Genomic DNA, 22,470 nt, shown 5'->3' with positions numbered 1-22,470 from the left:
GTTCGAATCAATATGCTTCTCCATATTTTAAGATTATAGCAACGTGATTTCATAATGTCAACATAAATATGTAACAATTATGTAACAATTGTTCGAAATTTTACGAAATTCATATATTTAATGCTGCTGTACATAAAATCTGCCATAGGCAATATCCTGTTCGAGCTGTTGCTTTAAAGCCTCTAAGGATTCAAACTTCATCTCGCTGCGCTCTCTGCTCCGGAAGCAGACACGCACTTTCTTTCCATAGAGATTCTCATTAAAATCAAAAATATTGGTTTCCACTGCCACCGGATTAACCCCTTCGATAGTCGGCTTACATCCAACATCTGCGATTCCATGATACGTCTTATCCCCTACTACAACATCACAAACATAGACGCCAAACGGCGGAAGCAGTTTGTTTTCCGGCGGTATGATATTTATGGTCGGGATTCCAAGTACCTTCGCGCCCATTTCTCTGCCATGTATTACAACACCTTCCACAAAATAATCATAGCCAAGAAGGTATTTTACTTTTTCCATATTGCCCTTTTCTACTTCTTCCCGGATAAAGGTACTGCTGATATCCCGATTCTCATACTGAACCTTATCTATTACCTTAAGTTCATAATGCAGCTTCTTCGCATATATTTCCAGCAGATGGTAATCTCCGCGGCGGTTATGTCCAAAATGAAAATCTGTTCCAACCACAATGCCACGGATTTTCATGGAAGAAGCCAGCATTTCAATAAATGCTTCCGGTTCCATGGTCATGACTTCTTTGGTAAAAGGATATTCAATCAGATAATCAATGCCCTGCTCTTCACAGATTGCAACCTTCTCTTCATTCGTCGTAAGCACCTTCTGGACTTCATTTATCCTGCCCGGTCTCGGCGGAATGGCAAAGGTAAATAGTACCGTTGCACAGCCTTTATTCTTCTGCTCCATCATATGTTCTAATAAAGTCTCATGTCCTCTGTGCAGACCGTCAAATTTGCCAAGGGAAAGCACGCATTCTTCTTCAATATGAAATTCTGTTGTTCCATGTATATACTTCATTTTTTATACCTGCTTAAATGTCTTTTTCCTTCTCATTGCTGTGTAAAGAAAAGTTTTACCGGCTTAAACAGCCTGTCCGCTGTACGGTATTCATATATTCCAACAAAATGATTTGCATTGTCATACACTCTGACTTTTTTGCAGTCATCTTCTTTATAAAAAGAAGCAAGCGTATGCTCTATCGTCTCTGCCTCTTCTATCACGGGCAGCGGCAGCTTATTTCCATTATATAAAAGTGCAGTACTATCTTTGCGGCTGTGAATCTGTGGCAGATTTTTAAATACGGTATCAATGGGATATAAAATCTCTTCTATCTTACCACTTTTCATTATTGTCTCAATTTCCTGCAGTGTTTTTGCATCTTCTATTTGAAAATCTGAAACTCTTGTCCGTACCAGGTACTCCATACAGGCTCCACAACCTAATTTTTCTCCGATGTCATGGCACAATGTCCGGATATAAGTTCCTTTGGAACAGTGCACCCGCATGGTCACTCGCGGCAAGTCGATTGATAAAATTGCAATATCTAATATCTGAACCTTCCTTGCCTTGCGTTCTACTTCCACACCTTCTCTTGCTAAGTCACATAATTTCTTTCCATTGACCTTCAGTGCAGAATACATCGGCGGAATCTGTGCATATTCTCCCACAAAGCTTTCAATACACTGCTTTACTTCTTCTATGGAAAAATTTACCTCGGATTCCTTTAATATGGTTCCTGTCATATCCTGGGTATCCGTTTCTTTTCCCAAAAGCATGACTGCCTCGTATACCTTGTCCTTATCAGTTAAAAGGTCACAGACTCTGGTTGCTTTTCCTATACATACAGGAAGTACGCCCTCCGCATCCGGATCAAGCGTACCTGTATGTCCAATCTTTTTCATTTTTAAAATTCCACGCAGCTTTGCAACTACGTCAAAGGACGTAAATCCTTTTTCTTTTCTCACATTAATAATTCCGTCCATACGTTATCCTGTCTATTTCAAAAGCTGTTTTTCAACGTCCTTTACGATTCCCTCAAGAATCTCTTTGGCATTGCCTTCTATGGTTGCTCCGGCTGCCCGTATATGACCGCCTCCACCATAGGACATCATAATAACTGCCACATCTACCTTACCACTGGAACGCATGCTTGCTTTAAAGCTTCCATCCTCATTTTCGTAAAGAAAGATTGCAGCTTCCACATCTTTGGTAGCACGAAGCTGCTGTACGATTCCTTCTAAATGTTTCGGAAGAACCTGGTATTTTTCCATTTCTTCTTTGGTTACGATAGATGCAATGCATTTTCCATCTAAAAAGAGCTGGCTGTCCACCAATGCCTGACCCAAAATCCGGTTCTGCTCGTAAGTTTTCTCATAATAAGTCTTATCCACGATACGGCTGAAATCAATTCCCATTTCCATCAGCCTGCCGGCAATGTTCATGGTCTTTGCGGAAGTACAGGAATACTGGAACACACCCGTATCATGCACAATTCCCACATAAATACATTCTGCAATTTCCTTTGTAATCTTCTCTTTATCTATGAGTTCATATACAAGCTCACAGGTTGAACTTGCCTCCGGGAAAATGTAGTTTGCATCTGCAAAGTTCTGATTGCTGATATGATGGTCAACACAGAAGGTGCGTTTTGCTGCATGAAAATATTTCACTGCATTTCCCAGTCGTTTCTCATCGCCGCAGTCCAATGCAATAAATAAATCGTATGGCTCTTTTTCTATATAAGAGCTGTCAATTTTATCTGCATTTGCAAGGAATTTGAAAATGTTTGGAATCGGTTCCAGATGGAGTTCCACTTCCATTTCCGGATGATATTTTCTGATATAGTTATATACTGCTAACGTGGAACCTACACAGTCTCCGTCAGGTTTTACATGACCGGCTATTGCTACACGCTTCACATCATAAAGCTGTTCCTCTAATTTCATTGGCAACACCTGCTCTCTTTCTCTTCGGATGAGGCTTAGGACTCTTCCTGTCCAATCACCTCATCAATTTTCTTTGACATGTTTACACCATACTCAATGGACTGATCCAGAATAAACCGAATCTCCGGAGTATTTCTTAAATTGATACTTTTTGCGAGGGCATGACGAATATACCCTTCTGCACTATTAAGACCTTTGATTGTATTATTCTGAGCTTCTTCGTCTCCGAATACACTGATATACGCCTTACAGGTTTTTAAATCCGGTGCCACTTCTACGGCGACCACACTGGTCATCGGTGCAATACGCGGGTCTTTTACTTCACTCCGGATAATGTTGGAGAGTTCTCTTTGAACTTCTCCATTTATCCGCATATTTTTCATACTATTTTTTTGCATAATTTTCCTGTCCTTCTATCAGATTATCTGGCAACCTCTACCATCTTATATGCCTCTACCTGATCCAGTTCTGCAATATCATTAAATCCTTCGAATACAAGACCACACTCATATCCGGCTTTTACTTCCTTCACATCGTCCTTGAAACGTTTCAGGGAAGCAAGATTTCCTTCAAATATCTGTGTTCCCTCACGGGTAATACGGACTTTACATCCACGCTCGAAGTTACCATCCAATACATAAGAACCTGCAATGTTACCAACACCGGATGCTTTGAAAATCTGACGGACTTCTGCATGGCCGATTACTTTTTCTTCGTATACAGGATCTAACATTCCCTTCATAGCAGCTTCTACGTCTTCAATTGCGTTATAGATAACTTTATAAAGACGGATATCTACACCTTCATTTTCAGCAGTAACCTTTGCTGTAGGGTCCGGTCTTACGTTAAATCCAATGATGATTGCGTTAGATGCAGATGCTAAAGTAACATCAGATTCGTTGATTGCACCAACACCACCATGGATAATCTTAACCACAACTTCGTCGTTGGAAAGTTTTACAAGGCTCTGTTTTACGGCTTCTACAGAACCCTGGACGTCTGCTTTAACGATGATATCCAGCTCTTTTACATCTCCGGACTGAATCTGTGAGAACAGGTCATCTAAAGACATTCTGGAACGGGTCTCCTCTAACAGTTTTGCCTTTCCTTCGGAAATATATGTCTCTGCAAAGTTTCTTGCATCTTTTTCACTGTCACATGCTACGAATGTTTCTCCTGCATCCGGTACACTGGAAAGTCCTAAAATCTCTACCGGCATGGATGGTCCGGCTTCTTTTACTCTTCTTCCCTTATCATCAATCATGGCACGTACTTTACCATATGCACTACCACAGGCAATCGGCTCACCAACTGTAAGGGTTCCCTTCTGTACTAAAACAGTTGCTACAGCTCCTCTTCCTTTATCCAGCTGTGCCTCAATGATAACACCACGGGCTTTACGTTTTGGATTTGCCTTTAACTCGCTGACTTCTGCTGTTAATAATAACATTTCCAATAACTGGTCAATACCTTCGTGGGTATGAGCAGATACCGGTACAAAAATGGTGCTTCCACCCCAGTCTTCCGGAATCAGTTCGTATTCGGATAACTCCTGTTTTACTCGGTCGATATTGGCATTTGGCTTATCAATCTTATTGATTGCTACTACGATTTCAATTCCGGCTGCTTTAGCATGGTTAATTGCTTCTACAGTCTGCGGCATGACACCATCATCTGCTGCAACTACAAGAATTGCGATGTCGGTAGATTTTGCTCCACGCAGACGCATTGCGGTAAATGCTTCATGTCCCGGTGTATCTAAGAAGGTAATCTTCTGTCCATTGATACTTACCACATAGGCTCCGATATGCTGTGTGATACCACCAGCCTCACGGTCTGTTACATGTGTATTACGGATTGCATCCAGAAGGGATGTTTTACCATGGTCAACGTGACCCATTACACAGACAACAGGTGGTCTTGGAACTAAATCTTCTTCTCTTTCTTCATCCTCTTTTAAGAGCTCTGCAATTACGTCTACCTTTTCTTCCGGCTCTGCAATACAGTTAAATTCCAGTGCAATTTCTTCTGCACTGTCATAGTCGATTTCCTGGTTTACGGTAACCATCTGTCCCTTCATAAAGAGCTTCTTGATGATTTCAGAAGCCTGAACCTTCATCTTATCTGCCAGTTCCTTAATCGTCATACGCTCCGGCAGGGATACGCTGCGGATGGTATCTTCTTCCTTTGGTTTCGGCTGTGCAGGACGTTTCTTCTTACCGCCGTTTTTCTCAAGATTTACATATCTTTCCTGTTTCTTGCTTCCTAACTTATCGTGCTCCTGCACCTGTTTCTTACGGGTATTGTCACGGTCACGGTTTTCACGGCTTTCTTTTCTTAAATCATCCGGTCCTGCCTGGATAGCTTCTTTATTGAAACGGTTTAATTCCTGATCGAATCTTCCACCATTTCTTCCGCCTCTTCCATTTCTGTCGCCTTGTGGACGGTTATTATTGTATGGTCTGTCTCCCTGTGGGCGGTTATTGTTGTACGGTCTGTCTCCCTGCGGGCGGTTGTTATTGTACGGTCTGTCTCCCTGCGGGCGGTTGTTATTATACGGTCTGTCTCCCTGCTGACGGTTATTATATGGTCTGTCCCCCTGCGGGCGGTTGTTATTGTACGGTCTGTCTCCCTGCTGACGGTTATTATACGGTCTGTCTCCCTGTGGGCGGTTGTTATTATACGGTCTGTCTCCCTGCGGGCGGTTGTTATTATACGGTCTGTCTCCCTGTTGACGGTTATTGTTAAAGTTTCTTGTCTCCGTCTTCTTCTCTTCTGTTTTCACTACCGGTTTCTCCTGAACAGTTTTTGTTTCCGTAGTCTTTACTTCTGCAGTTTTCATTTCTGCTGGTTTTACTTCTGCAGCCTTAACTTCTGTTGCTTTTACCTCTGCCGGCTTAACTTCTGCAGCTTTTACCTCAGCAGGCTTTGGTGCTGCCGGTTTTGCAGGCTGAGCTGGTCTTGCAGCCGGTGCCGGTCTTCTTGCTTCTCCGGTCTTGGCATTGGTGTGATAAGCCTGACGTCTGCTTCCCGGATTGGTCTTGCTGTTCTGTGGGTTAAATACAGCAGAAATACTTGCTTTTTTCTTCGGACGAGCCGGTGCTTCTGTTGCAGCTTTTGCTTCACCTGCCGGCTTTGTCTCTGCTGCCGGCTTTTTCTCTGCTGCCGTTTTTGTCTCTGCTGCTGGTTTTGCTGCTCCGTTTACTTTAGAACGCACCAGCTTCTGTGCATCTTCATCTATACTATTGCTGGATGTCTTTACTTCATACTGGGTTCCTTGTAAGGAATCCAAAACATCCTGCGGCTTTATATTTAATTCTTTTGCGAGTTCATATACTCTGAGTTTTGACATATATAACTACCTCCGTTATTCAGTTGTTAACAGTTTCAATTGCTTTATGACGGCTTTGGCAAGACCTTCGTTGGTAACTGCCAATGATGCCCGAAATTCTTTTCCAATATGATGTCCGAGACTCTCTTTATCAGCATAAGCATAAAATGGCACTTCATAAAAGCTGCACATATCACGGAAATGTTTCTTCGTATTATCTGAAGCATCTCCTGCGACAATGACCAGATGAGCCTTTCCTTCTTTTACCGCTTTCTCTGTTGAAAATTCTCCGCTTGCAACATTTCCTGCCTTGGCAGAAAGTCCAAGCATGGATAACACCTTATCTTGTTTCAATATTCTGCATCTCCTTTTGCAACTCCTCATATATTTCTTCCGGAATCGCCATTTTCAAAGATCTTTCCAAGCCCTTTGTCTTTTTTGCTGCCAAAAAGCAATCCATATTCGGACAGATATATGCGCCTCTTCCATTCTTCCTTCCAGTGGAGTCCACTACAAGTTCATCTTCCGGCGTATGAATAATCCGAATCAATTCTTTCTTGCTTTTCATTTCCTGGCATCCTACACATTTCCGCATAGGAATCTTCTTATTCGTTGCCATCTATGAACTCACCATCTCCTGTGTTTTCTTCTTCATAACCTTCTTCATACTCCTCATCATAGTCCTCGTAATCATTTTCATAATCCATAAATTCACCGGACTCTCTTGCCTGTGTCTCACTCTTGATATCAATCTTGAATCCGGTCAGTCTTGCAGCAAGTCTTGCATTCTGTCCTTCTTTACCGATAGCAAGTGACAACTGATAATCCGGAACAACAACCTTTGCGCTCTTCTCTTCGCCATCTGCGATTACGGAAATAACTTTTGCTGGGCTTAATGCGTTCTCGATTAACATAGCAGGATTCTCATTCCAGTTAATGATATCAATTTTCTCACCGCGTAATTCACTTACGATAGCATTTACCCTGGCTCCGTTCATACCTACACAAGCTCCTACCGGATCCACATCAGGGTCATTGGAGTAAACAGCAATCTTGGTTCTGCTTCCTGCTTCACGGGCAATACTCTTAATTTCTACAATACCATCTTTTACTTCAGTAACTTCTGATTCAAACAGACGTTTTACTAATTCCGGATGGGTTCTTGAAACCATAATCTTTGGTCCCTTTGGTGTAGATTTTACTTCCAGGATATATACCTTGATACGTTCGGTCGGTTTGAATACCTCTCCCTTTACCTGCTCATTTTCAGTAAGAATGGCATCTGCTTTACCAAGATTAATGGAAATATTTTTTCCAACATATCTCTGTACAATTCCGGTTACAACGTCTTTTTCCATGCTGTAATATTCGCTGTAAATTGCTTTTCTTTCTTCCTCACGAATCTTCTGTAAAATTACATTCTTTGCATTCTGTGTTGCAATACGTCCAAATTCTTTGGATTTAACTTCTACATTTACCACATCACCAAGATTGTACTCAGAATCAATCATGCGCGCATTTGCAAGACTGATTTCTGTTACATCATCTTCTACTTTTTCCACTACGGTCTTCTCAGCAAGCACATGGAACTCGCATGTTTCCGGGTCAATATTTACTTTAATATTATCTGCCTTTCCAAAATGGTTTTTGCATGCAGTCAGCAGAGAATTCTCAATTGCCTCAAGTAAAGTCTCTTTGCTGATATTTTTTTCCTGTTCCAGTATTGTCAATGCTTCCAACAACTCGTTATTCATTTCTTTATCCTCCTATATACTTATTTTCTAAGTTGTATGCTATGTTAATGATTAAAAATCGATGGCAAGACGGATTAATGCAATATCCTTCTTATCAAATACCTTCTGTCCATAAGATTCGTCTTCAATTGTTACGGTATTCTCATCATATGCACTTAAGACTCCACAAAATTCCTTTTCATGGTCTATGGCACGATACAGACGTATCTCCACTTCTTTTCCCATAGAACGAACATAGTCCTTTTCTTTCTTCAACGGTCTGCCAAGTCCCGGCGAACTCACTTCAAAAATGTAAGAGTCTTCCACATAATCTTCCCGATCCAGAATCTCATTCATTTCCCGTGCTACCATCTCACAGTCATTGACGGTAATTCCGCCTTCCTTATCAATGTAAGCCCGTAAATACCAGTCGGAACCTTCCTTGACATATTCCACATCTACCAGTTCAAAATGATACTTATCAACGATTGGCTGAATGAAGCTTTCTGTCTTCTGTTCATAAATTTCTTTTCTGGACATGTAACCACCTTTCCATCTGTCTAAATTTTGTTCTAAACATGAATTGAGAGTGGACGCAACGCCCACTCTCAAAGCCTAAATCATCATGTACTGTATTATTATAGCACTATTTTCTTAAATTGCAAGATTTTATTTCCAAATTATCTACTTTCTGCCGGCTTTTCCTGCCTTTTTCTGTGACCAGACAGAACATGCTCCAATCACTACGGCAACCAGAATTGTAAATACATATGCCATCCATGCTGGTAATGTTCCTGCAGATGCTACTGCTGTGCTGCCGTTTCCATCACCTTTTACTAAAATCAATGCAGAAACCGGTGCTACTTCTGCTGTTCCAGAAATTGTTTCAATCGTATCTGTTCCTGCTAAGGTATCATTAATGCATACATTCCAGTTTCCTTCCGGAAGAGTTACTTCTTTTTTCTCATTATTGGCATTGAAGATCACATACATTCCATCTGCTGTCTCTCCGTCAACATCACCGGTAATTGCAAACGCTACTACATTATCATCTAAATCTTCTACCGGAGTCACATGTGCTTTTACATCCTCTGCATTGTCAAGGCGAAGCACCGGATGTGCCTTACGGAATGCAATCAGTCCTTTATAATACTGGAAAACATTCTGATACTGTTCATCTTCCAGATTGCTCCATTTTAAGCTGTTTACTGAATCTGGTGAGGCGTAGCTGTTTTCATCTAGACCACCATCTGCTTTCACTTTGCTTCTTAAGAATTCTTCTCCTGCCTGCATAAACGGAACACCCTCTGCAATCATATAAATGGCTGCTGCAAGATTGTTCATGCGGATTCGCTCCTCCACGGAAGCTTCCGGAGTAGAACGGATAATACGATCCATCAGGGAAAGATTATCGTGACAGGATGCGTAGTTAACGGACTGGGAAGGTGTAGTACACCATTCCGGTGATAATCCCATAAAGCATTTCTGCAAGGTCTTCTCTTTGCCATTTGCTCCGGATACAAAACCCTTTTCTGTAGTTGAAAATGTATTTCCTTTTAACAAATCTCTTAAAGTATCACTGAAAAAAGCCATTTCCGGTACTTCTGTGGAATTGGTCTGTGTTGTCATGGAATATCCTTCTTTGGTAAGGCTTGTCTGCATCGACCATCCTTCTCCGTAGAAGATAACATCCGGGTGGTCTTTGTGCACTTTCTCGATTACCTCGTTCATGGTTTCCGTATCCAAAAGTCCTACCAGGTCAAAACGGAAGCCATCAATATGATATTCATCTGCCCAGTATTTCACAGAGTCCACAATATATTTCTTCACCATGGAACGCTCGGATGCTGTGTCATTTCCACAGCCGGAACCATTAGAATAAGTCCCATTATCATTTACTCTTGAGAAATACTCCGGCACAATTACGTTAAAACAGAATTCTCCTGCATTGTATACATGATTGTAAACCACGTCCATAACGACACTGATATCGTTATCATGTAATGTCTTTACCATTTCTTTAGCTTCTTTCACCCGGACTTCTCCATGATATGGATCCGTGGAATAAGAGCCTTCCGGTACGTTGTAGTTGACCGGATCATATCCCCAGTTAAACTGCGGTGTATCCAGCTTTGTTTCATCTACGGAACCATAATCATAAAACGGAAGTAAATGTAAATGTGTATACCTCGCACTTTTAGTAATGTATTTTTAAGGCTTTTTAGAACAACTACGAGATACAAACTTTGCGAGTTTCTCGAGTTATCGCAGTGCTTGCCAAATATACATGCAAGCATGCGATTTTTCTCGCTACTCGCATAAATAAAAAATGCTGTAAAACCATTATCTGGCTTTCAGCATCTTCTATGGGTTGGGCTATTAAATTATTAATAGTGAGCAGTTCATAGGGGAATCGAACCCCTGTTTCCGCCGTGAGAGGGCGGCGTCTTAACCGCTTGACCAATGAACCGGACAAGTGATACTATAACACGACGCCCTCTAAATTGCAAGCACTTTTTTTAATTTTTTTGCAATTTTTTTCTTCAGCTTCTTTCTAGTCCTCATATCCATTCGGATTATTCTTCTGCCATCTCCAGGAATCGGCACACATTTCGCGAATGCCAAACTCTGCTTTCCAGCCAAGCTCCCGCTCTGCCTTTGAAGGGTCACAATAACAGGTCGCAATGTCGCCGGCACGACGTGGCTTAATGGAATAAGGAATCTTTACGCCTGTTGCTTCTTCAAAATTCTTTACAATATCAAGTACACTATAACCATGTCCGGTACCAAGATTGTAAATACTTAAGCCGGCATTTTCCTCAATCTTCTTTAATGCCTTTACATGTCCCTTTGCCAGGTCTACTACATGAATGTAGTCTCTTACTCCGGTTCCGTCCGGTGTGTCATAATCATTTCCAAATACGCCAAGTTCTTTTAACTTTCCAACTGCCACCTGGGTAATATATGGCATCAGATTGTTCGGAATTCCATTCGGATTTTCTCCCATAGTTCCGCTCTGATGTGCTCCGATTGGGTTAAAATATCTTAATAAGATAACATTCCATTCCGGATCAGCTTTCTGCATATCCATAAGAATCTGCTCTAACATGGATTTCGTCCAGCCATATGGATTGGTACACTGTCCTTTCGGGCATTCCTCTGTGATTGGAATCTGTGCCGGATCACCATATACGGTCGCGGAGGAAGAAAAGATAATATTCTTGCAGCCGTGCTGGCGCATCACATCTACTAATGTCAATGTTCCTGCAATGTTGTTATTATAATATTCCCATGGCTTTACCACAGATTCTCCAACTGCTTTTAATCCTGCAAAATGAATGCAGCAGTCAATCTTCTCTTTTTCCATGATTTCATTTAAGATATCACGGTCTAATATATCTCCACGGTAAAATGTAACTTCTTTTCCAGTAAGCGCTTTTACACGCTCCAATGATTTTTCGCTGGCATTGGATAAATTATCCAGCACTACTACGTCATAGCCTGCCTGCTGTAATTCCACGCAGGTATGACTTCCGATATAACCTGCTCCACCTGTAACTAAAATAGACATATTCTCCACTCCTTTGTACTAAAATATGTATTTTCGTGTTCCTTACAAATAAGAGTATACCTTATATTCCTGTATTTGAACAGTATCTATTGTATAAACAATATGTATTTTTGTTGCATCTGCAAAGGTCAGCCTCTATAATATATCTATAATCTATCTGCAAATTCCAGAAGGGAGGCATACGATGGACCCAAAATATAAGAATTCTTATAAAGTAAATAAAAAAGAACTGGTTTCCCTCTCCGTCTATAATGTCGGTTTCCAGAAATGTGAACCTCTTTACCAGTGGGGACCGGGAATCCGTGACCATTATCTGATTCATCACATTCTATCCGGCAAAGGATATTATTCTGTTGGTGGTAAAGTTTATGCCCTTTCCACCGGAGATACCTTCCTTGTCTACCCTCAGACCGAAATCACCTATTATGCAGACGAAAAAGACCCGTGGGAATATGCCTGGGTAGGCTTTAATGGCAGTGACGCTGCCATTATTTTGAATGCCACAGATTTTTCCAGAGACTTTCCACTGATTCACCAGACGCCGCTTTCCGAATCTATCCGGGAACACCTTCTCGGTATCTATGAAGCCCGCGGGAATGATTTCATGGATTCTGTAGAAATGACCGGACGACTCTATCAGACGCTGGCTCTTTTTATGAAACATGCCAGCAATAATGAACAGTATAACAGTTCCAGCAACTATGTCCAGAAAGGAATTGCCTATATTTCCGCCAACTATTCCTACCCGATCCGCGTAGAAGATATTGCTGATTATGTAGGCGTAAGCCGGAGCCATCTGTACCGCTCCTTTGAAACCATACTGGGTCAGTCGCCGAAAAATTATCTGACCCAGTTTCGTTTAAAACAGGCATGCTATCTCTTAGAACACTCCAGCCTATCCATTACTGCTGTAGCTAATTCCGTAGGCTTTGACAATGGGCTGCATTTTTCCAAGACGTTCCACAAGCTGAAAGGAATATCGCCCCGGGATTACCGGCTTACATCCTTAAATAATAATACAGACTAATCCGCCATTATTATCATTTACAACTTTCTGCATGGTATCCTGCAGCTTCATCTGGCTTTCATCATCCATCATGCTGATTTTGCTGCGGATACCGTCTTCCATCAGTTCTCCAATGGATTTTCCAAAAATGCTGGTTCCCCAGACTCCATCTTCTGTGCTCTGTCCCTCTTTGATATAATGAATCAGGTCGTTTGCCTGCTCTTCACTTCCTACAATCGGTGCAATCTCCGTTTCAATATTTGCCCGGATCATATGAACAGACGGTGCTACTGCCTTAATTTTTACGCCGAATTTATTACCATGTTTAATCAGCACCGGATCATCCATTTTAATATCTGAAAGCTTCGGACTCACCACTCCATATCCTTTCATTTCTACCGATTGTACCGCATCCGCTACTTTCTCATATTCCTTACGTTTCTCAGAAAGCTCCTTTATCATGGAAATAAGCTGGTATTCCCCGGTCACTTCTGTTCCGGTCAGTTCACTGATATTTTCATAATAATACTGATCTGCAATATCCAGCCGGATATCTGCTGTGCCATTTTCCAGATTCACTGCCTGCATCATCATATTGGAAATGTAATCTCCCTCCGGAGCCATCTTGTAATCCATCAAATCTTTTATCAGTGTTACTTCCGACAGCATTTCCCCAGCATTTGCAACCACATTTTCTTTGATTGGATGACTCATTTCCAACATTTCTACCCATTTCGGAAGAAAGAAATTCATCTTCACAACCGGGAATTCATAGAGGATACCCTTCAGCACTGCATAGACATCTTCTTTTCGAAGCTGCTCACAATTCAGTGGAAATACACTGACTTCATATTTTTCTTCTAATTCTTTTGCCAGTTGTGCCGTTTCCTCGCTGTATGGTTTTACGGAATTCAGTACCATAACAAAGGGTTTTCCGATTCTCTGCAGCTCTTTTATGGTTTCTTCCTCACCTTTCACATAATTCTCCCGCGGGATATCTGTGAAACTGCCATCTGCAGTTACTACAATTCCAATGGTTGCATGGTCATTAATAACCTTTCTGGTCCCGACCTCCGCCGCCTTTGTAAAAGGAATTTCCTCTTCAAACCAAGGCGTCTTTACCATTCGCTCCACGCCATTTTCCAGATGTCCGGTGGCACCCTCTACCATATAACCCACACAGTCAATCAGCCTCACTTTTACTTCGGTATCTTCGCCCAGCCGGATTTTTGCAGCATCTTTTGGAATAAACTTCGGCTCTGTTGTCATAATGGTTTTTCCCTGGGCCGCCTGTGGCATTTCATCCACCGCACGCTGGCGGCTGTTTTCATCCTCCATAAACGGAAGTACCATCAGCTCCATGAAACGTTTGATAAAAGATGACTTTCCGGTCCGCACAGCTCCAATCACACCTATGTAAATTTCCCCATTTGTCCTTGCACTGATATCTTTATACATATCATAAGTGCCTGTATTAAAATTTTCCATATAAATTCCTCCTGCCTATACTGTTATATGTATATGCAGGAGGAAGTCACCATTATAACAAAATATTCAGTTTTCCTGAAAGACATCTAAACTCTGCGTGTGTCACATCCCCGCAATATTCTCCGTCAGCATGCAATACCATTGGTTTTTCCAAATCCACGCTGAATTTTCTGCAGTTATGGATATCAAAGCACTTAAATCCTGTATGTTTTCCCTTTACCAGAAATGGCAGCAGGAAAAAGGTGCGCCACCTTGCCACTCCATAGCCACAGCAGACTGAAAATTCTCCGTCCGTAGCCACGGCCTCCGGAGCCATCGGCACTCCACCGCCTTCACAATACTGATTCATTCCAGCAATAAAAATCATCCGGGAAATCGGCTCTTCCACTTCATCATCAAATACTATCTTCGCCTCTGCTGTCGGCATGGTAAACAGGGATTTTATCGTAAGACAGACGTAGGTTAATGAACCAAGTCCCAGTCTATTTAATGCTTTCTTTAATCCGGAATGCAGTGCCTGTTTACATACATCCGCATCCAGTCCAAGACCGGAACTAATTGCAAAAATCTTCTGTTCCTTCTGTCCTTCTTCCACCCAGCTGACACAGCCTAAGTCAATCGGCGTTGTCTCTTCCGCCTGAAGTATCCGCTCTAAATTTTCTGTAGGTGTTCCATTGATTTTCATACCTCTTGCGAAATCATTCCCGGAGCCGGTCGGTATGTATCCAAACCGGATTTTTTCAAAATCATGCATCCCGTTCAGTACTTCATTTAACGTACCATCACCACCGACCACAATAAGATACACTTTTTCTCTATCAATATCACATACACGGTCTGCAAGCTTCTTCGCATGACCCTCATACTCTGTAAAATGTGCTTTATACCTTATTTCATGCTCCAGAAGGTAATTCTGCAGTTCCTCCCAGACCCGTTTGGACCTGCCGCCTCCCGAGGTATTGTTTACTATAAAATGATACATTTTATTCTGCTGTTTCTAAAGCTTCCAGCTCTTCTTTTGTTTTTCTCTTTCTACAGTAGATTTCCATATTTTTGCAGACTTTCTTTGCAAGTGCCGAAGTAATCTGTCCATCTACTGCACGCCATTTCCAGTTCATGCCAAGTGTAGATGGTGTATTCATACGTCCTTCACTGCCAATTCCAAGAATATCCTGCATCGGAACAATAGCCATATCACCAACACAGCCCCATACAGCTTTCATGGTGCCCCAGTTATATCCTTCTTCTTTGTTTAATCTTAAATATTCTTTGGCATATTTAACGCTTTCCTTTGGAGCCGTCTTGAACCATCCCATAATGGTATCATTATCATGAGTTCCAGTATAAACAACACAATTCTTTTGATATGTATGTGGAAGGTAATCACTCTCTTCTCTGCTGTCGAAAGCAAACTGGATTAACTTCATTCCAGGGAAACCGGTATCCTTTAACAACTGTTTTACGGACGGTGTTAAATAACCCAAATCTTCTACAATAATATTTAATCTGCCAAGTTTCTTTTCCAGAGCATTGAACAGGTCCATACCAGGACCTTCTCTCCACTCTCCATTTCTTGCTGTCTTATCCTTTGCAGGAATTGCGTAATATGAATCAAAACCTCTGAAGTGGTCAATACGAACAACATCATACAATTCAGACATTGCTTTGATACGTTTTGTCCACCAGGTATAACCATCCTTCTTCATAGCATCCCAACGGAATAACGGGTTTCCCCATAACTGTCCATCAGCAGAGAATGCATCTGGAGGACATCCGGATACATCAATCGGATCCAGGTTCTCATCTAAATAGAACTGTCCCGGATTTGCCCATACATCTGCACTGTCACCAGCAACATAAATAGGTACATCACCGATAATCTGAATACCTTTTTCATTGGCATATGCTTTCAGCTCTGTCCACTGTTTGAAGAACAGATACTGCAACATTTTCCAGAATTCAACAGCATCTGCAAATTCTTCTTTCGCATTTTCAATTGCTGATGGTTTACGGAGTTTTAAATCTTTCTTCCATTCAAACCATGCAACCCCGCCATTTGCATCCTTCAATGCCATAAACAGTGCATAGTCCTCTAACCAGTCACTGTTTTTCTCACAAAAGTCCGCAAAATCATCCGGTAATGCTTTTTTAAAGCGCTGATATGCTTTTTTCAATAAAGGAAAACGGTTTTCATAAAGTGTTCCATACTCTACAAATTCCGGATTTTCTCCCCATTCATAGCTTAAACATTCCTTTTTTGTCAGTAACTTATCCTTACAAAGATAATCTAAGTCAATAAAATATGGGTTCCCCGCAAAGCTTGAAAATGACTGATATGGAGAATCTCCATAACTGGTTGGGCATATCGGTAATATCTGCCAGTAAGTCTGTCCTGATTTATCCAAAAAGTCTACAAATTTTCTGGCTTCCTTTCCCATTGTACCAATTCCGTATGGTGACGGAAGTGAAGATATATGCATTAATATCCCACTTGTTCTCATAATTAAATTCCTCCTGCAAACTAGATTATTTTCCTATCTCACGAACACTTTCCCCCAGTGCAAGTTCAAAAGGTATTATTTCATGTACTGCCTTGGTTTTCAAGTCAATTGTACGAAATAGTATTTCAAGACTGCGTTGTGCCATCGTCTGGTACCGCTGTCTTACAGTGGTCAGCTTTGGATTATAGTAATCCGCCATTGGTATTCCGTCAAACCCCACAACGGAAATATCATCCGGTACCAGAAGACCTCTGTCACGTATCGCACGAATCGCTCCAATTGCCATGACATCACTCATCGCAAATATAGCAGTCATATCCTTTGCCTTCTCCAAAAGTTTTTCCGTAGCCCGATACGCACTTCCAAAGTCAAATCTTGCTTTCACAAAATATTTATCGTAATCAAATATTCTTCCCTTTTCACCAAAACATTTCTCGCACCCGATATAACGCTGTTCACTGACATAAGAAGAACTTAAATTTCCTCCAATTACTCCAATATGAACATGTCCCTGATTCACCAGATAATTCATGGCACATTTTGCCGCTTCCACATCATCTGTTGCTACACTGGACAGGTTCGGAAAGCCAAGATCTTTTCCTGCAGTAGACACTAATACCGATGGAACTTTTACTTCATGAAACTTTTCCCTAAAAAATGCAGGATTACCTCCGAGGAATAAAATCCCCAGAGGTTTTCTTTCACGACACTGAATAATTGCCTGTTCTACTTCATTTTCTTCTTCATCCAGATATATCATATTCAATGTATAACTGGTCTTATTTACAATCGTCTGGATTTCTTCTGCTATCCCTGAAAAAACCATATTCGACGTACCTTTTATCAGTACGCAGATGGTTTTAGACGCAATCTGTTTCAAATGCTTCGCATTTCCATTTGGAACAAAATTGTGTTCTGCAACAATCCGCCGAATCTTCTTTTCTGCTTCCGGACTCACATCATCCCTATTATTCAGAACCCTTGACACAGTACTTACTGAATACCCGGATTCTTTTGCAATATCTTTTATTGTCATGTTTTGTCCTGCCTTTACACTATATCTATAGCGAAATACTTATTATATAAATGCTTAACCTTTTACAGCTCCTGCAACAACGCCTTCGATAATATATTTCTGACAGATTCCATAGAAAATGATAATTGGAAGAATTGCCAGTACCAGCATAGCCATCATTGCGCCCCAGTCAATAGAGCCATATCCACCTTTCAAATACTGAATTGCAATCGGAATCGTTTTCCATTTTCTGATATCGAGTACCAGATATGGAAGAAGGTAGTCATTCCAGATCCACATTACCTGAAGAATTGCAACTGTAATTGCAGTAGGCTTTAAAATCGGGAATACAACCTGGAAATATGTCTGAATCGGGCTGCATCCATCAATCATTGCCGCTTCTTCGATTTCAAGCGGAATGCTCTTTACGAAGCCGGTAAACATGAATACCGCAAGTCCTGCTCCAAATCCAAGATATACTAAAATGATTCCAACCGGATTTCCAAGATGTAACATATTTGACAGCTTGGATAATGTAAACATTACCATCTGGAAAGGTACAATCATGGAAAACAGGCAAAGGCAATATAAACCTTTTGAAAACTTATCATTCACGCGGATGATATACCATGCACACATAGATGTGCAGAGAATAATTACCGCAACAGAACATATTGTGATAAATAATGATGTTCCAAACGCATTAAAGAAGTTAATCTTGCGGATACCTTCTGCATAGTTGGTTAATCCAACAAATGCCTTCTGCACTCCGGCAACAAATCTGTCCCATCCGTCAGTCATTTTAAACGGTCCTAACTGGAACGGGAAGCGGTTAATATATGCCTTTAATTTAAAGGAGTTCATAAATACGATTACAATCGGAAGTACCCACAGTACACTTAAAATAGTAAATATAATGGTAAAAATCCAGCCATGTTTTGCTTTTCTTACATTACTCATTACTGCTGCACCTCCTTACGTCTGGTCAGATAGTTCTGTCCAAGTGCAATTATTGCTACCAGGATAAAGAATACAACTGCTTTTGCCTGACCAACGCCTTCCCATCCGTTTCTACCATAGAAAGTATCATAGATGTTCAATGCTAAAAGCTGTGATTTCTTTGCAGGTTCACCTGCTGTCAATGCTAAGTTCTGGTCGAATAATTTAAATCCGTTGGTCAGTGTTAAAAATGTACATACGGTAATGGATGGCATTACCATCGGTAAGGTTACATTTTTAAGTACCTGCCAGGAAGTTGCCCCATCGATTTCTGCAGCTTCAATCAAATCTCCAGGAATATTCTGGATACCCGCGATATAGATAATCATCATATAACCTATCTGCTGCCAGCACATCAGGATAATCATACCCCAGAAACCATATTTTTCATTATATGCCAATGTTCTGCTGTAATTTGCGAGAATACCATTGAAAATCAACTGCCAGATATATCCTAATACAATACCACCAATCAGGTTCGGCATGAAGAAAATGGTACGGAACGCATTTGTTCCTCTAATACCCTTTGTTAAAAGCATCGCAATTACGAATGCAAAAAAGTTAATGGCAAGCACGGAAACAATTGTAAAGAGTGCTGTATACCATAACGAGTGAACAAATGTCTCATCTCCAAAGATTTTGGTATAATTAGATAGTCCTACAAACTTTGCATCCGTAACAGTTGTGAATTTACAAAAAGAAAGATAGATACCCATAGCAAAAGGAATTATAAAACCAATTGTAAATGCAACTAACGTTGGAAGTGCAAAAAGAGGAAAATATTTTTTAATTGATTTGTTCATAATATTTTTCCTTTCCCTTTTATAAAGGGCAGGCGATATCCGCCCGCCCTTTTTTTCACATATTGTTCTGATTATATGTGATAAGTCTTACTCGTTTGCTGCTGCGTACTCAGAAGCCCAGCCATCAACGAATGCAGTTACAACATCATCCCAGGAACCTGTTCCAGCAGCATAAGCTGTTAATGCAGAACCTACGCCATCTTTCCAAGCCTCAGAAGGCATTGTTGTAAAGCACCAAGCTACAGAATTCTTACCATCTGCAATGGACTGGTTAACTGCATCCATGAATGCATTGCTTGCCTGATATCCATCATCAAATGTATCAAATGGTGTTGTGAAGCCCATCTGGTTAGCAACAACGTCACGTCCTGTGTCACTTGTAATAACCCAGTTCAAGAAATCTTCTGTTGCTTTGATGTTTTCTTCAGAAGCATTAGCATTAATACACCAGTAGTTCTCAGATCCTGTACAAAGTCCCTGATTCTCTTCTCCATCAACTCCGATGTAGATAGGCATCATTCCAAGGTCATCATCTGTTAATACACCAGCATTGATAATATCATTGTATGCCCATGTACCATTCTGATAGAATACAGCTTCGCCTAAGCCAAATTCAGCTGTTGCATCATCACCAGTCTTGCTTGCTAACATAGAGCCTTCGCAAGTAGAATCTGTTGTGTATAAATCCCAGATCTGTTTGTAGTTATCAAGGTAAGTTCCTTTGATAGCATCTGTAGATCCGATTCCATCTGCTTTGTATTCATAGTAGATTGGAAGGTTTGCTAAATGGGTTTTGAATCTCCAGTCAGAGGATGAATCCATACCAGCTGAAGTAAATGCACCCTTAAGGTCATATTCAGGACCAGCTGCTTCACTTACTTCTGCAAGTCTTGACTGAATATCATCTGCTACTTCTTTTAATTTTGCGAAGCTGTTGATTTCATCAATAGAAGTAACTTTAGCTCCGTCCATTCCGCAATATGCGTTTAATACGGTTTTGTTGTAAATAAGACCATAAGTCTCAAGTACATATGCGATACCTTTTACTTCGTCTCCATCTTTCAGTACAAAGTCATCACTCTTAACATGTGAATAAACATCTGTTCCTGATAAGTCTGCGCAGTAATCTTTCCATGCTGCAAGACCAACCGGTCCGTTTACCTGGAAAAGTGTAGGTGCATCAGATTTAGCTATCTCAGACTTTAAAGTCTCTTCATATGTACCAGATGCTGCTGTAACAACTTCAACTGGAACACCAGTCTCATCTGTATAAGCTTTTGCAAGATCCTGCCACTGCTGATCCTGTTCTGGTTTGAAGTTCAAGTAGTAAACAGAACCACTTGCTGCTTCTTTGCTGTCATCTGTCTTCTCTGTTCCTGCTGCATTATTGTCAGCTGTTTTCTTGTCGTCGCTTCCACATCCAGCAACCATAGCTGCTGTCATAGATACAACTAACATAAGAGATACTAATTTTCTTTTCATAGTACATCCTCCTAAAATATAATATGCTATCCTTCCTGAAAACCTCTTTCCCAATCTGTATACCGACTTGTCTGAAACCTAGTTGGTTACGTTCTCGGTAACGTTTTCAGTGGATATATATAATATAACCCCATTACTCAAAAATAGCAATGGGGTTTTTAACATTTTGTACACTTATATAATTTTGGCATTCCATTTTTGTGCACTTTTACCATGAAATTGTGTTTTTTCTATGAAAACAAGCGCTCTGCAATACGGACTGCATCTTCAATACAGCCATCGCAGCTCCGCAAAACCTTTCCGGTTTCAATTCCTTTCAATTCTTTACAGATATGAGAGCCGTTTTTTTCATCAAATGCTGCTGTCAGTCCCTTTACCGTCTGATATGTTCTGCCTTTGGTCATGCCCTTTTCAATTGCTCCCGAGCTTCCCAGTGCTCCTGCAATCATATACATTCCGGTTGCTGCACCACAGGTTCCCTGCATATCTGCCATCCCTGCGCCAAATCCTTCCGACAGACGGAATAAAGTTTCTTCATCAATACCCAGCTTATCACTGTAACTGCATAATACTGCCTGTGCACAGTTATATCCGCTGTGGTGTTTTTCTTCTGCTAATTTTACTCTTTCTTCTATTGTCATCTTCTAATCTCCTTTTTCTGTTTCCTGCTATTCTCTGTAATAACTTTTTCTTGCTTATAAAATGCTGCCTTCTGCCAAACGTTTTCTTTTCTATCCATCTGGCAAAAGATTTTTCCTGCGGATACACTCATGGCAGCTTTCAAATAATAATTTCTTACTGCTACAGACTGTTTCCGGATTCTTCATTCCTGCCTTTTCCCGCATCAGACATAATTTGTGTACCGTATCTGCATCCAGCTCCCGGTCCATTTCCATCATTTTACTCTGGTAAAGAAGTCTTGCATATAATTCTACCGACTCCATCCGGTAATAAGCTTCCGTCAGGTCCTTTCCATAAGTCAGTGCCCCATGATGTGCTAAGAGCAACGCATCAAAATAGTCAAGATATGGTGCAATGGCATCCGGTATTTCCTGCGTAGACGGCAGACCATATTCTGCTACCGGCACACAGCCAAGACTTACAATGGATTCTGATATGATTGCACGATTTAATGCCTGACCGCCAATCGCAAAGGTTGTGGCATATGGCGGATGCGCATGTACAACTGCTCTTACATCCGGACGTTTTTCATATACTTTCAAATGCATCTTCATTTCAGAAGACGGGCGGAACCCATCCTGACAGGATAAGACTTCTCCCTGCAGATTTATCTTACATAAACATTCTTCCGTCATATATCCTTTGGATATTCCGGTTGGCGTACACAAAATTTCATTCTCTGATATACGCACAGAAAGATTACCATCATTGGCAGCTACCATTCCGCTCTGATAAATTCTTTTTCCAATCTCTATCATCTGCCGGCGTATCCTGATTTCTGATTCCATCTTTCTTCCTCCATTGCCTGTGATTTCCAGATTTTATAGAAAGCCTTCACTTATTATAGTCACCCCGGTTATTTTTTGCAAATAAAATTCTCTTCATTTATCT

The 22,470-nt window shown here is 41.0% G+C and carries 21 protein-coding genes and 1 tRNA gene; 1 reads left to right on the top strand and 21 read right to left on the bottom strand.

Translation table 11 applies throughout. From position 1 onward, the window contains the following. Positions 1-117: 117 nt before the first annotated feature. From OCV43_RS03945 to galE, 12 genes are all read right to left on the bottom strand, one after another. A complete protein-coding gene (locus OCV43_RS03945) occupies positions 118-1,041 on the bottom strand; it encodes a bifunctional riboflavin kinase/FAD synthetase (RefSeq protein WP_022242574.1) in 924 nt (307 codons plus the stop codon). A gap of 32 nt (positions 1,042-1,073) precedes the next feature. Further along, positions 1,074-2,006 (bottom strand): tRNA pseudouridine(55) synthase TruB, encoded by a 933-nt coding sequence (truB, locus tag OCV43_RS03940; RefSeq protein ID WP_262623460.1) that lies wholly within the window; start codon positions 2,004-2,006, stop codon positions 1,074-1,076. Between the two features lie 12 nt (positions 2,007-2,018). Then, positions 2,019-2,969 carry a DHH family phosphoesterase gene (locus tag OCV43_RS03935; protein ID WP_022242576.1) on the bottom strand — a complete coding sequence of 317 codons (951 nt, stop codon included), beginning with the start codon at positions 2,967-2,969 and terminating at the stop codon, positions 2,019-2,021. Positions 2,970-3,004: 35 nt separating this feature from the next. Beyond that, positions 3,005-3,367 (bottom strand): 30S ribosome-binding factor RbfA, encoded by a 363-nt coding sequence (gene rbfA / locus OCV43_RS03930; protein ID WP_022242577.1) that lies wholly within the window; start codon positions 3,365-3,367, stop codon positions 3,005-3,007. Positions 3,368-3,390: 23 nt separating this feature from the next. After that, entirely contained in the window at positions 3,391-6,321 is a 2,931-nt protein-coding gene (gene infB, locus OCV43_RS03925) for a translation initiation factor IF-2 (protein ID WP_262623459.1), read from the bottom strand. A 15-nt stretch (positions 6,322-6,336) separates the two neighbouring features. Next, complete coding sequence (locus OCV43_RS03920) at positions 6,337-6,654, bottom strand: L7Ae/L30e/S12e/Gadd45 family ribosomal protein (protein ID WP_022242579.1); 318 nt, start codon at positions 6,652-6,654, stop codon at positions 6,337-6,339. Beyond that, on the bottom strand, positions 6,641-6,919 hold the full coding sequence (rnpM, locus tag OCV43_RS03915; protein WP_022242580.1) for an RNase P modulator RnpM: 279 nt from the start codon (positions 6,917-6,919) through the stop codon (positions 6,641-6,643). Before rnpM ends, OCV43_RS03920 begins: the two co-directional genes overlap by 14 nt. Beyond that, the gene (gene nusA / locus OCV43_RS03910; protein WP_227709487.1) at positions 6,906-8,054 is read right to left on the bottom strand and encodes a transcription termination factor NusA; all 1,149 of its coding nucleotides are present in this window, start codon (positions 8,052-8,054) and stop codon (positions 6,906-6,908) included. Before nusA ends, rnpM begins: the two co-directional genes overlap by 14 nt. Positions 8,055-8,105: 51 nt before the next feature. Continuing rightward, positions 8,106-8,573, bottom strand: coding sequence for a ribosome maturation factor RimP (rimP, locus tag OCV43_RS03905; RefSeq protein ID WP_022242582.1), 468 nt, complete (start codon positions 8,571-8,573; stop codon positions 8,106-8,108). 144 nt (positions 8,574-8,717) lie between these two features. Beyond that, positions 8,718-10,238 carry a type I pullulanase gene (gene pulA, locus OCV43_RS03900; RefSeq protein WP_262623472.1) on the bottom strand — a complete coding sequence of 507 codons (1,521 nt, stop codon included), beginning with the start codon at positions 10,236-10,238 and terminating at the stop codon, positions 8,718-8,720. 193 nt (positions 10,239-10,431) lie between these two features. Beyond that, positions 10,432-10,503, bottom strand: a tRNA-Glu gene (locus OCV43_RS03895). 84 nt (positions 10,504-10,587) lie between these two features. After that, positions 10,588-11,604 (bottom strand): UDP-glucose 4-epimerase GalE, encoded by a 1,017-nt coding sequence (galE, locus tag OCV43_RS03890; RefSeq protein WP_022242586.1) that lies wholly within the window; start codon positions 11,602-11,604, stop codon positions 10,588-10,590. A 184-nt stretch (positions 11,605-11,788) separates the two neighbouring features. On the opposite strand from galE, the gene OCV43_RS03885 reads away from it, so the two are divergent. Continuing rightward, entirely contained in the window at positions 11,789-12,631 is an 843-nt protein-coding gene (locus OCV43_RS03885; protein ID WP_022242587.1) for an AraC family transcriptional regulator, read from the top strand. Here the strand turns inward: OCV43_RS03885 and spoIVA are convergent. The 9 genes from spoIVA to OCV43_RS03840 form a co-directional block, all read right to left on the bottom strand. After that, positions 12,611-14,098, bottom strand: coding sequence for a stage IV sporulation protein A (gene spoIVA / locus OCV43_RS03880; RefSeq protein ID WP_262623458.1), 1,488 nt, complete (start codon positions 14,096-14,098; stop codon positions 12,611-12,613). The two genes, OCV43_RS03885 and spoIVA, sit on opposite strands and share 21 nt — an antisense overlap. A gap of 52 nt (positions 14,099-14,150) precedes the next feature. Beyond that, positions 14,151-15,080: a diacylglycerol/lipid kinase family protein gene (locus tag OCV43_RS03875; RefSeq protein WP_022242589.1), complete on the bottom strand. Its 930-nt coding sequence runs from the start codon at positions 15,078-15,080 to the stop codon at positions 14,151-14,153. Position 15,081: 1 nt separating this feature from the next. Further along, positions 15,082-16,599, bottom strand: coding sequence for a 4-alpha-glucanotransferase (gene malQ, locus OCV43_RS03870; RefSeq protein WP_022242590.1), 1,518 nt, complete (start codon positions 16,597-16,599; stop codon positions 15,082-15,084). Between the two features lie 25 nt (positions 16,600-16,624). Continuing rightward, entirely contained in the window at positions 16,625-17,635 is a 1,011-nt protein-coding gene (locus tag OCV43_RS03865; RefSeq protein ID WP_022242591.1) for a LacI family DNA-binding transcriptional regulator, read from the bottom strand. Between the two features lie 54 nt (positions 17,636-17,689). Continuing rightward, positions 17,690-18,574, bottom strand: a complete 885-nt coding sequence (locus OCV43_RS03860; RefSeq protein ID WP_022242592.1) for a carbohydrate ABC transporter permease — start codon at positions 18,572-18,574, stop codon at positions 17,690-17,692. Continuing rightward, positions 18,574-19,416: a carbohydrate ABC transporter permease gene (locus OCV43_RS03855; RefSeq protein ID WP_022242593.1), complete on the bottom strand. Its 843-nt coding sequence runs from the start codon at positions 19,414-19,416 to the stop codon at positions 18,574-18,576. Before OCV43_RS03855 ends, OCV43_RS03860 begins: the two co-directional genes overlap by 1 nt. A gap of 87 nt (positions 19,417-19,503) precedes the next feature. Beyond that, a complete protein-coding gene (locus OCV43_RS03850) occupies positions 19,504-20,898 on the bottom strand; it encodes an ABC transporter substrate-binding protein (protein WP_262623457.1) in 1,395 nt (464 codons plus the stop codon). A 230-nt stretch (positions 20,899-21,128) separates the two neighbouring features. Next, on the bottom strand, positions 21,129-21,539 hold the full coding sequence (locus tag OCV43_RS03845) for a C-GCAxxG-C-C family protein (protein WP_022242595.1): 411 nt from the start codon (positions 21,537-21,539) through the stop codon (positions 21,129-21,131). A gap of 90 nt (positions 21,540-21,629) precedes the next feature. Then, positions 21,630-22,367 carry a class II aldolase/adducin family protein gene (locus OCV43_RS03840; protein WP_022242596.1) on the bottom strand — a complete coding sequence of 246 codons (738 nt, stop codon included), beginning with the start codon at positions 22,365-22,367 and terminating at the stop codon, positions 21,630-21,632. Positions 22,368-22,470: the final 103 nt, after the last annotated feature.

The organism is Roseburia amylophila (genome assembly GCF_025567465.1).
Lineage (GTDB): Bacteria > Bacillota > Clostridia > Lachnospirales > Lachnospiraceae > Roseburia_C > Roseburia_C amylophila.
Note: the sequence above shows the minus strand (reverse complement) of the source record. Positions and strands in the feature narration are given on the sequence as shown.

What these genes read in the sequence shown, in the direction of transcription:
- OCV43_RS03840 (WP_022242596.1), bottom strand. Translation starts at nt 22,367, where the DNA reads ATGGAATCAGAAATCAGGATACGCCGGCAGATGATAGAGATTGGAAAA.
- malQ (WP_022242590.1), bottom strand. Translation starts at nt 16,599, where the DNA reads ATGAGAACAAGTGGGATATTAATGCATATATCTTCACTTCCGTCACCA.
- rnpM (WP_022242580.1), bottom strand. Translation starts at nt 6,919, where the DNA reads ATGGCAACGAATAAGAAGATTCCTATGCGGAAATGTGTAGGATGCCAG.
- truB (WP_262623460.1), bottom strand. Translation starts at nt 2,006, where the DNA reads ATGGACGGAATTATTAATGTGAGAAAAGAAAAAGGATTTACGTCCTTT.
- OCV43_RS03865 (WP_022242591.1), bottom strand. Translation starts at nt 17,635, where the DNA reads ATGACAATAAAAGATATTGCAAAAGAATCCGGGTATTCAGTAAGTACT.
- OCV43_RS03860 (WP_022242592.1), bottom strand. Translation starts at nt 18,574, where the DNA reads ATGAGTAATGTAAGAAAAGCAAAACATGGCTGGATTTTTACCATTATA.
- galE (WP_022242586.1), bottom strand. Translation starts at nt 11,604, where the DNA reads ATGTCTATTTTAGTTACAGGTGGAGCAGGTTATATCGGAAGTCATACC.
- infB (WP_262623459.1), bottom strand. Translation starts at nt 6,321, where the DNA reads ATGTCAAAACTCAGAGTATATGAACTCGCAAAAGAATTAAATATAAAG.
- nusA (WP_227709487.1), bottom strand. Translation starts at nt 8,054, where the DNA reads ATGAATAACGAGTTGTTGGAAGCATTGACAATACTGGAACAGGAAAAA.
- rbfA (WP_022242577.1), bottom strand. Translation starts at nt 3,367, where the DNA reads ATGCAAAAAAATAGTATGAAAAATATGCGGATAAATGGAGAAGTTCAA.
- rimP (WP_022242582.1), bottom strand. Translation starts at nt 8,573, where the DNA reads ATGTCCAGAAAAGAAATTTATGAACAGAAGACAGAAAGCTTCATTCAG.
- OCV43_RS03935 (WP_022242576.1), bottom strand. Translation starts at nt 2,969, where the DNA reads ATGAAATTAGAGGAACAGCTTTATGATGTGAAGCGTGTAGCAATAGCC.
- OCV43_RS03855 (WP_022242593.1), bottom strand. Translation starts at nt 19,416, where the DNA reads ATGAACAAATCAATTAAAAAATATTTTCCTCTTTTTGCACTTCCAACG.
- OCV43_RS03945 (WP_022242574.1), bottom strand. Translation starts at nt 1,041, where the DNA reads ATGAAGTATATACATGGAACAACAGAATTTCATATTGAAGAAGAATGC.
- OCV43_RS03845 (WP_022242595.1), bottom strand. Translation starts at nt 21,539, where the DNA reads ATGACAATAGAAGAAAGAGTAAAATTAGCAGAAGAAAAACACCACAGC.
- OCV43_RS03850 (WP_262623457.1), bottom strand. Translation starts at nt 20,898, where the DNA reads ATGAAAAGAAAATTAGTATCTCTTATGTTAGTTGTATCTATGACAGCA.
- OCV43_RS03875 (WP_022242589.1), bottom strand. Translation starts at nt 15,080, where the DNA reads ATGTATCATTTTATAGTAAACAATACCTCGGGAGGCGGCAGGTCCAAA.
- spoIVA (WP_262623458.1), bottom strand. Translation starts at nt 14,098, where the DNA reads ATGGAAAATTTTAATACAGGCACTTATGATATGTATAAAGATATCAGT.
- OCV43_RS03885 (WP_022242587.1), top strand. Translation starts at nt 11,789, where the DNA reads ATGGACCCAAAATATAAGAATTCTTATAAAGTAAATAAAAAAGAACTG.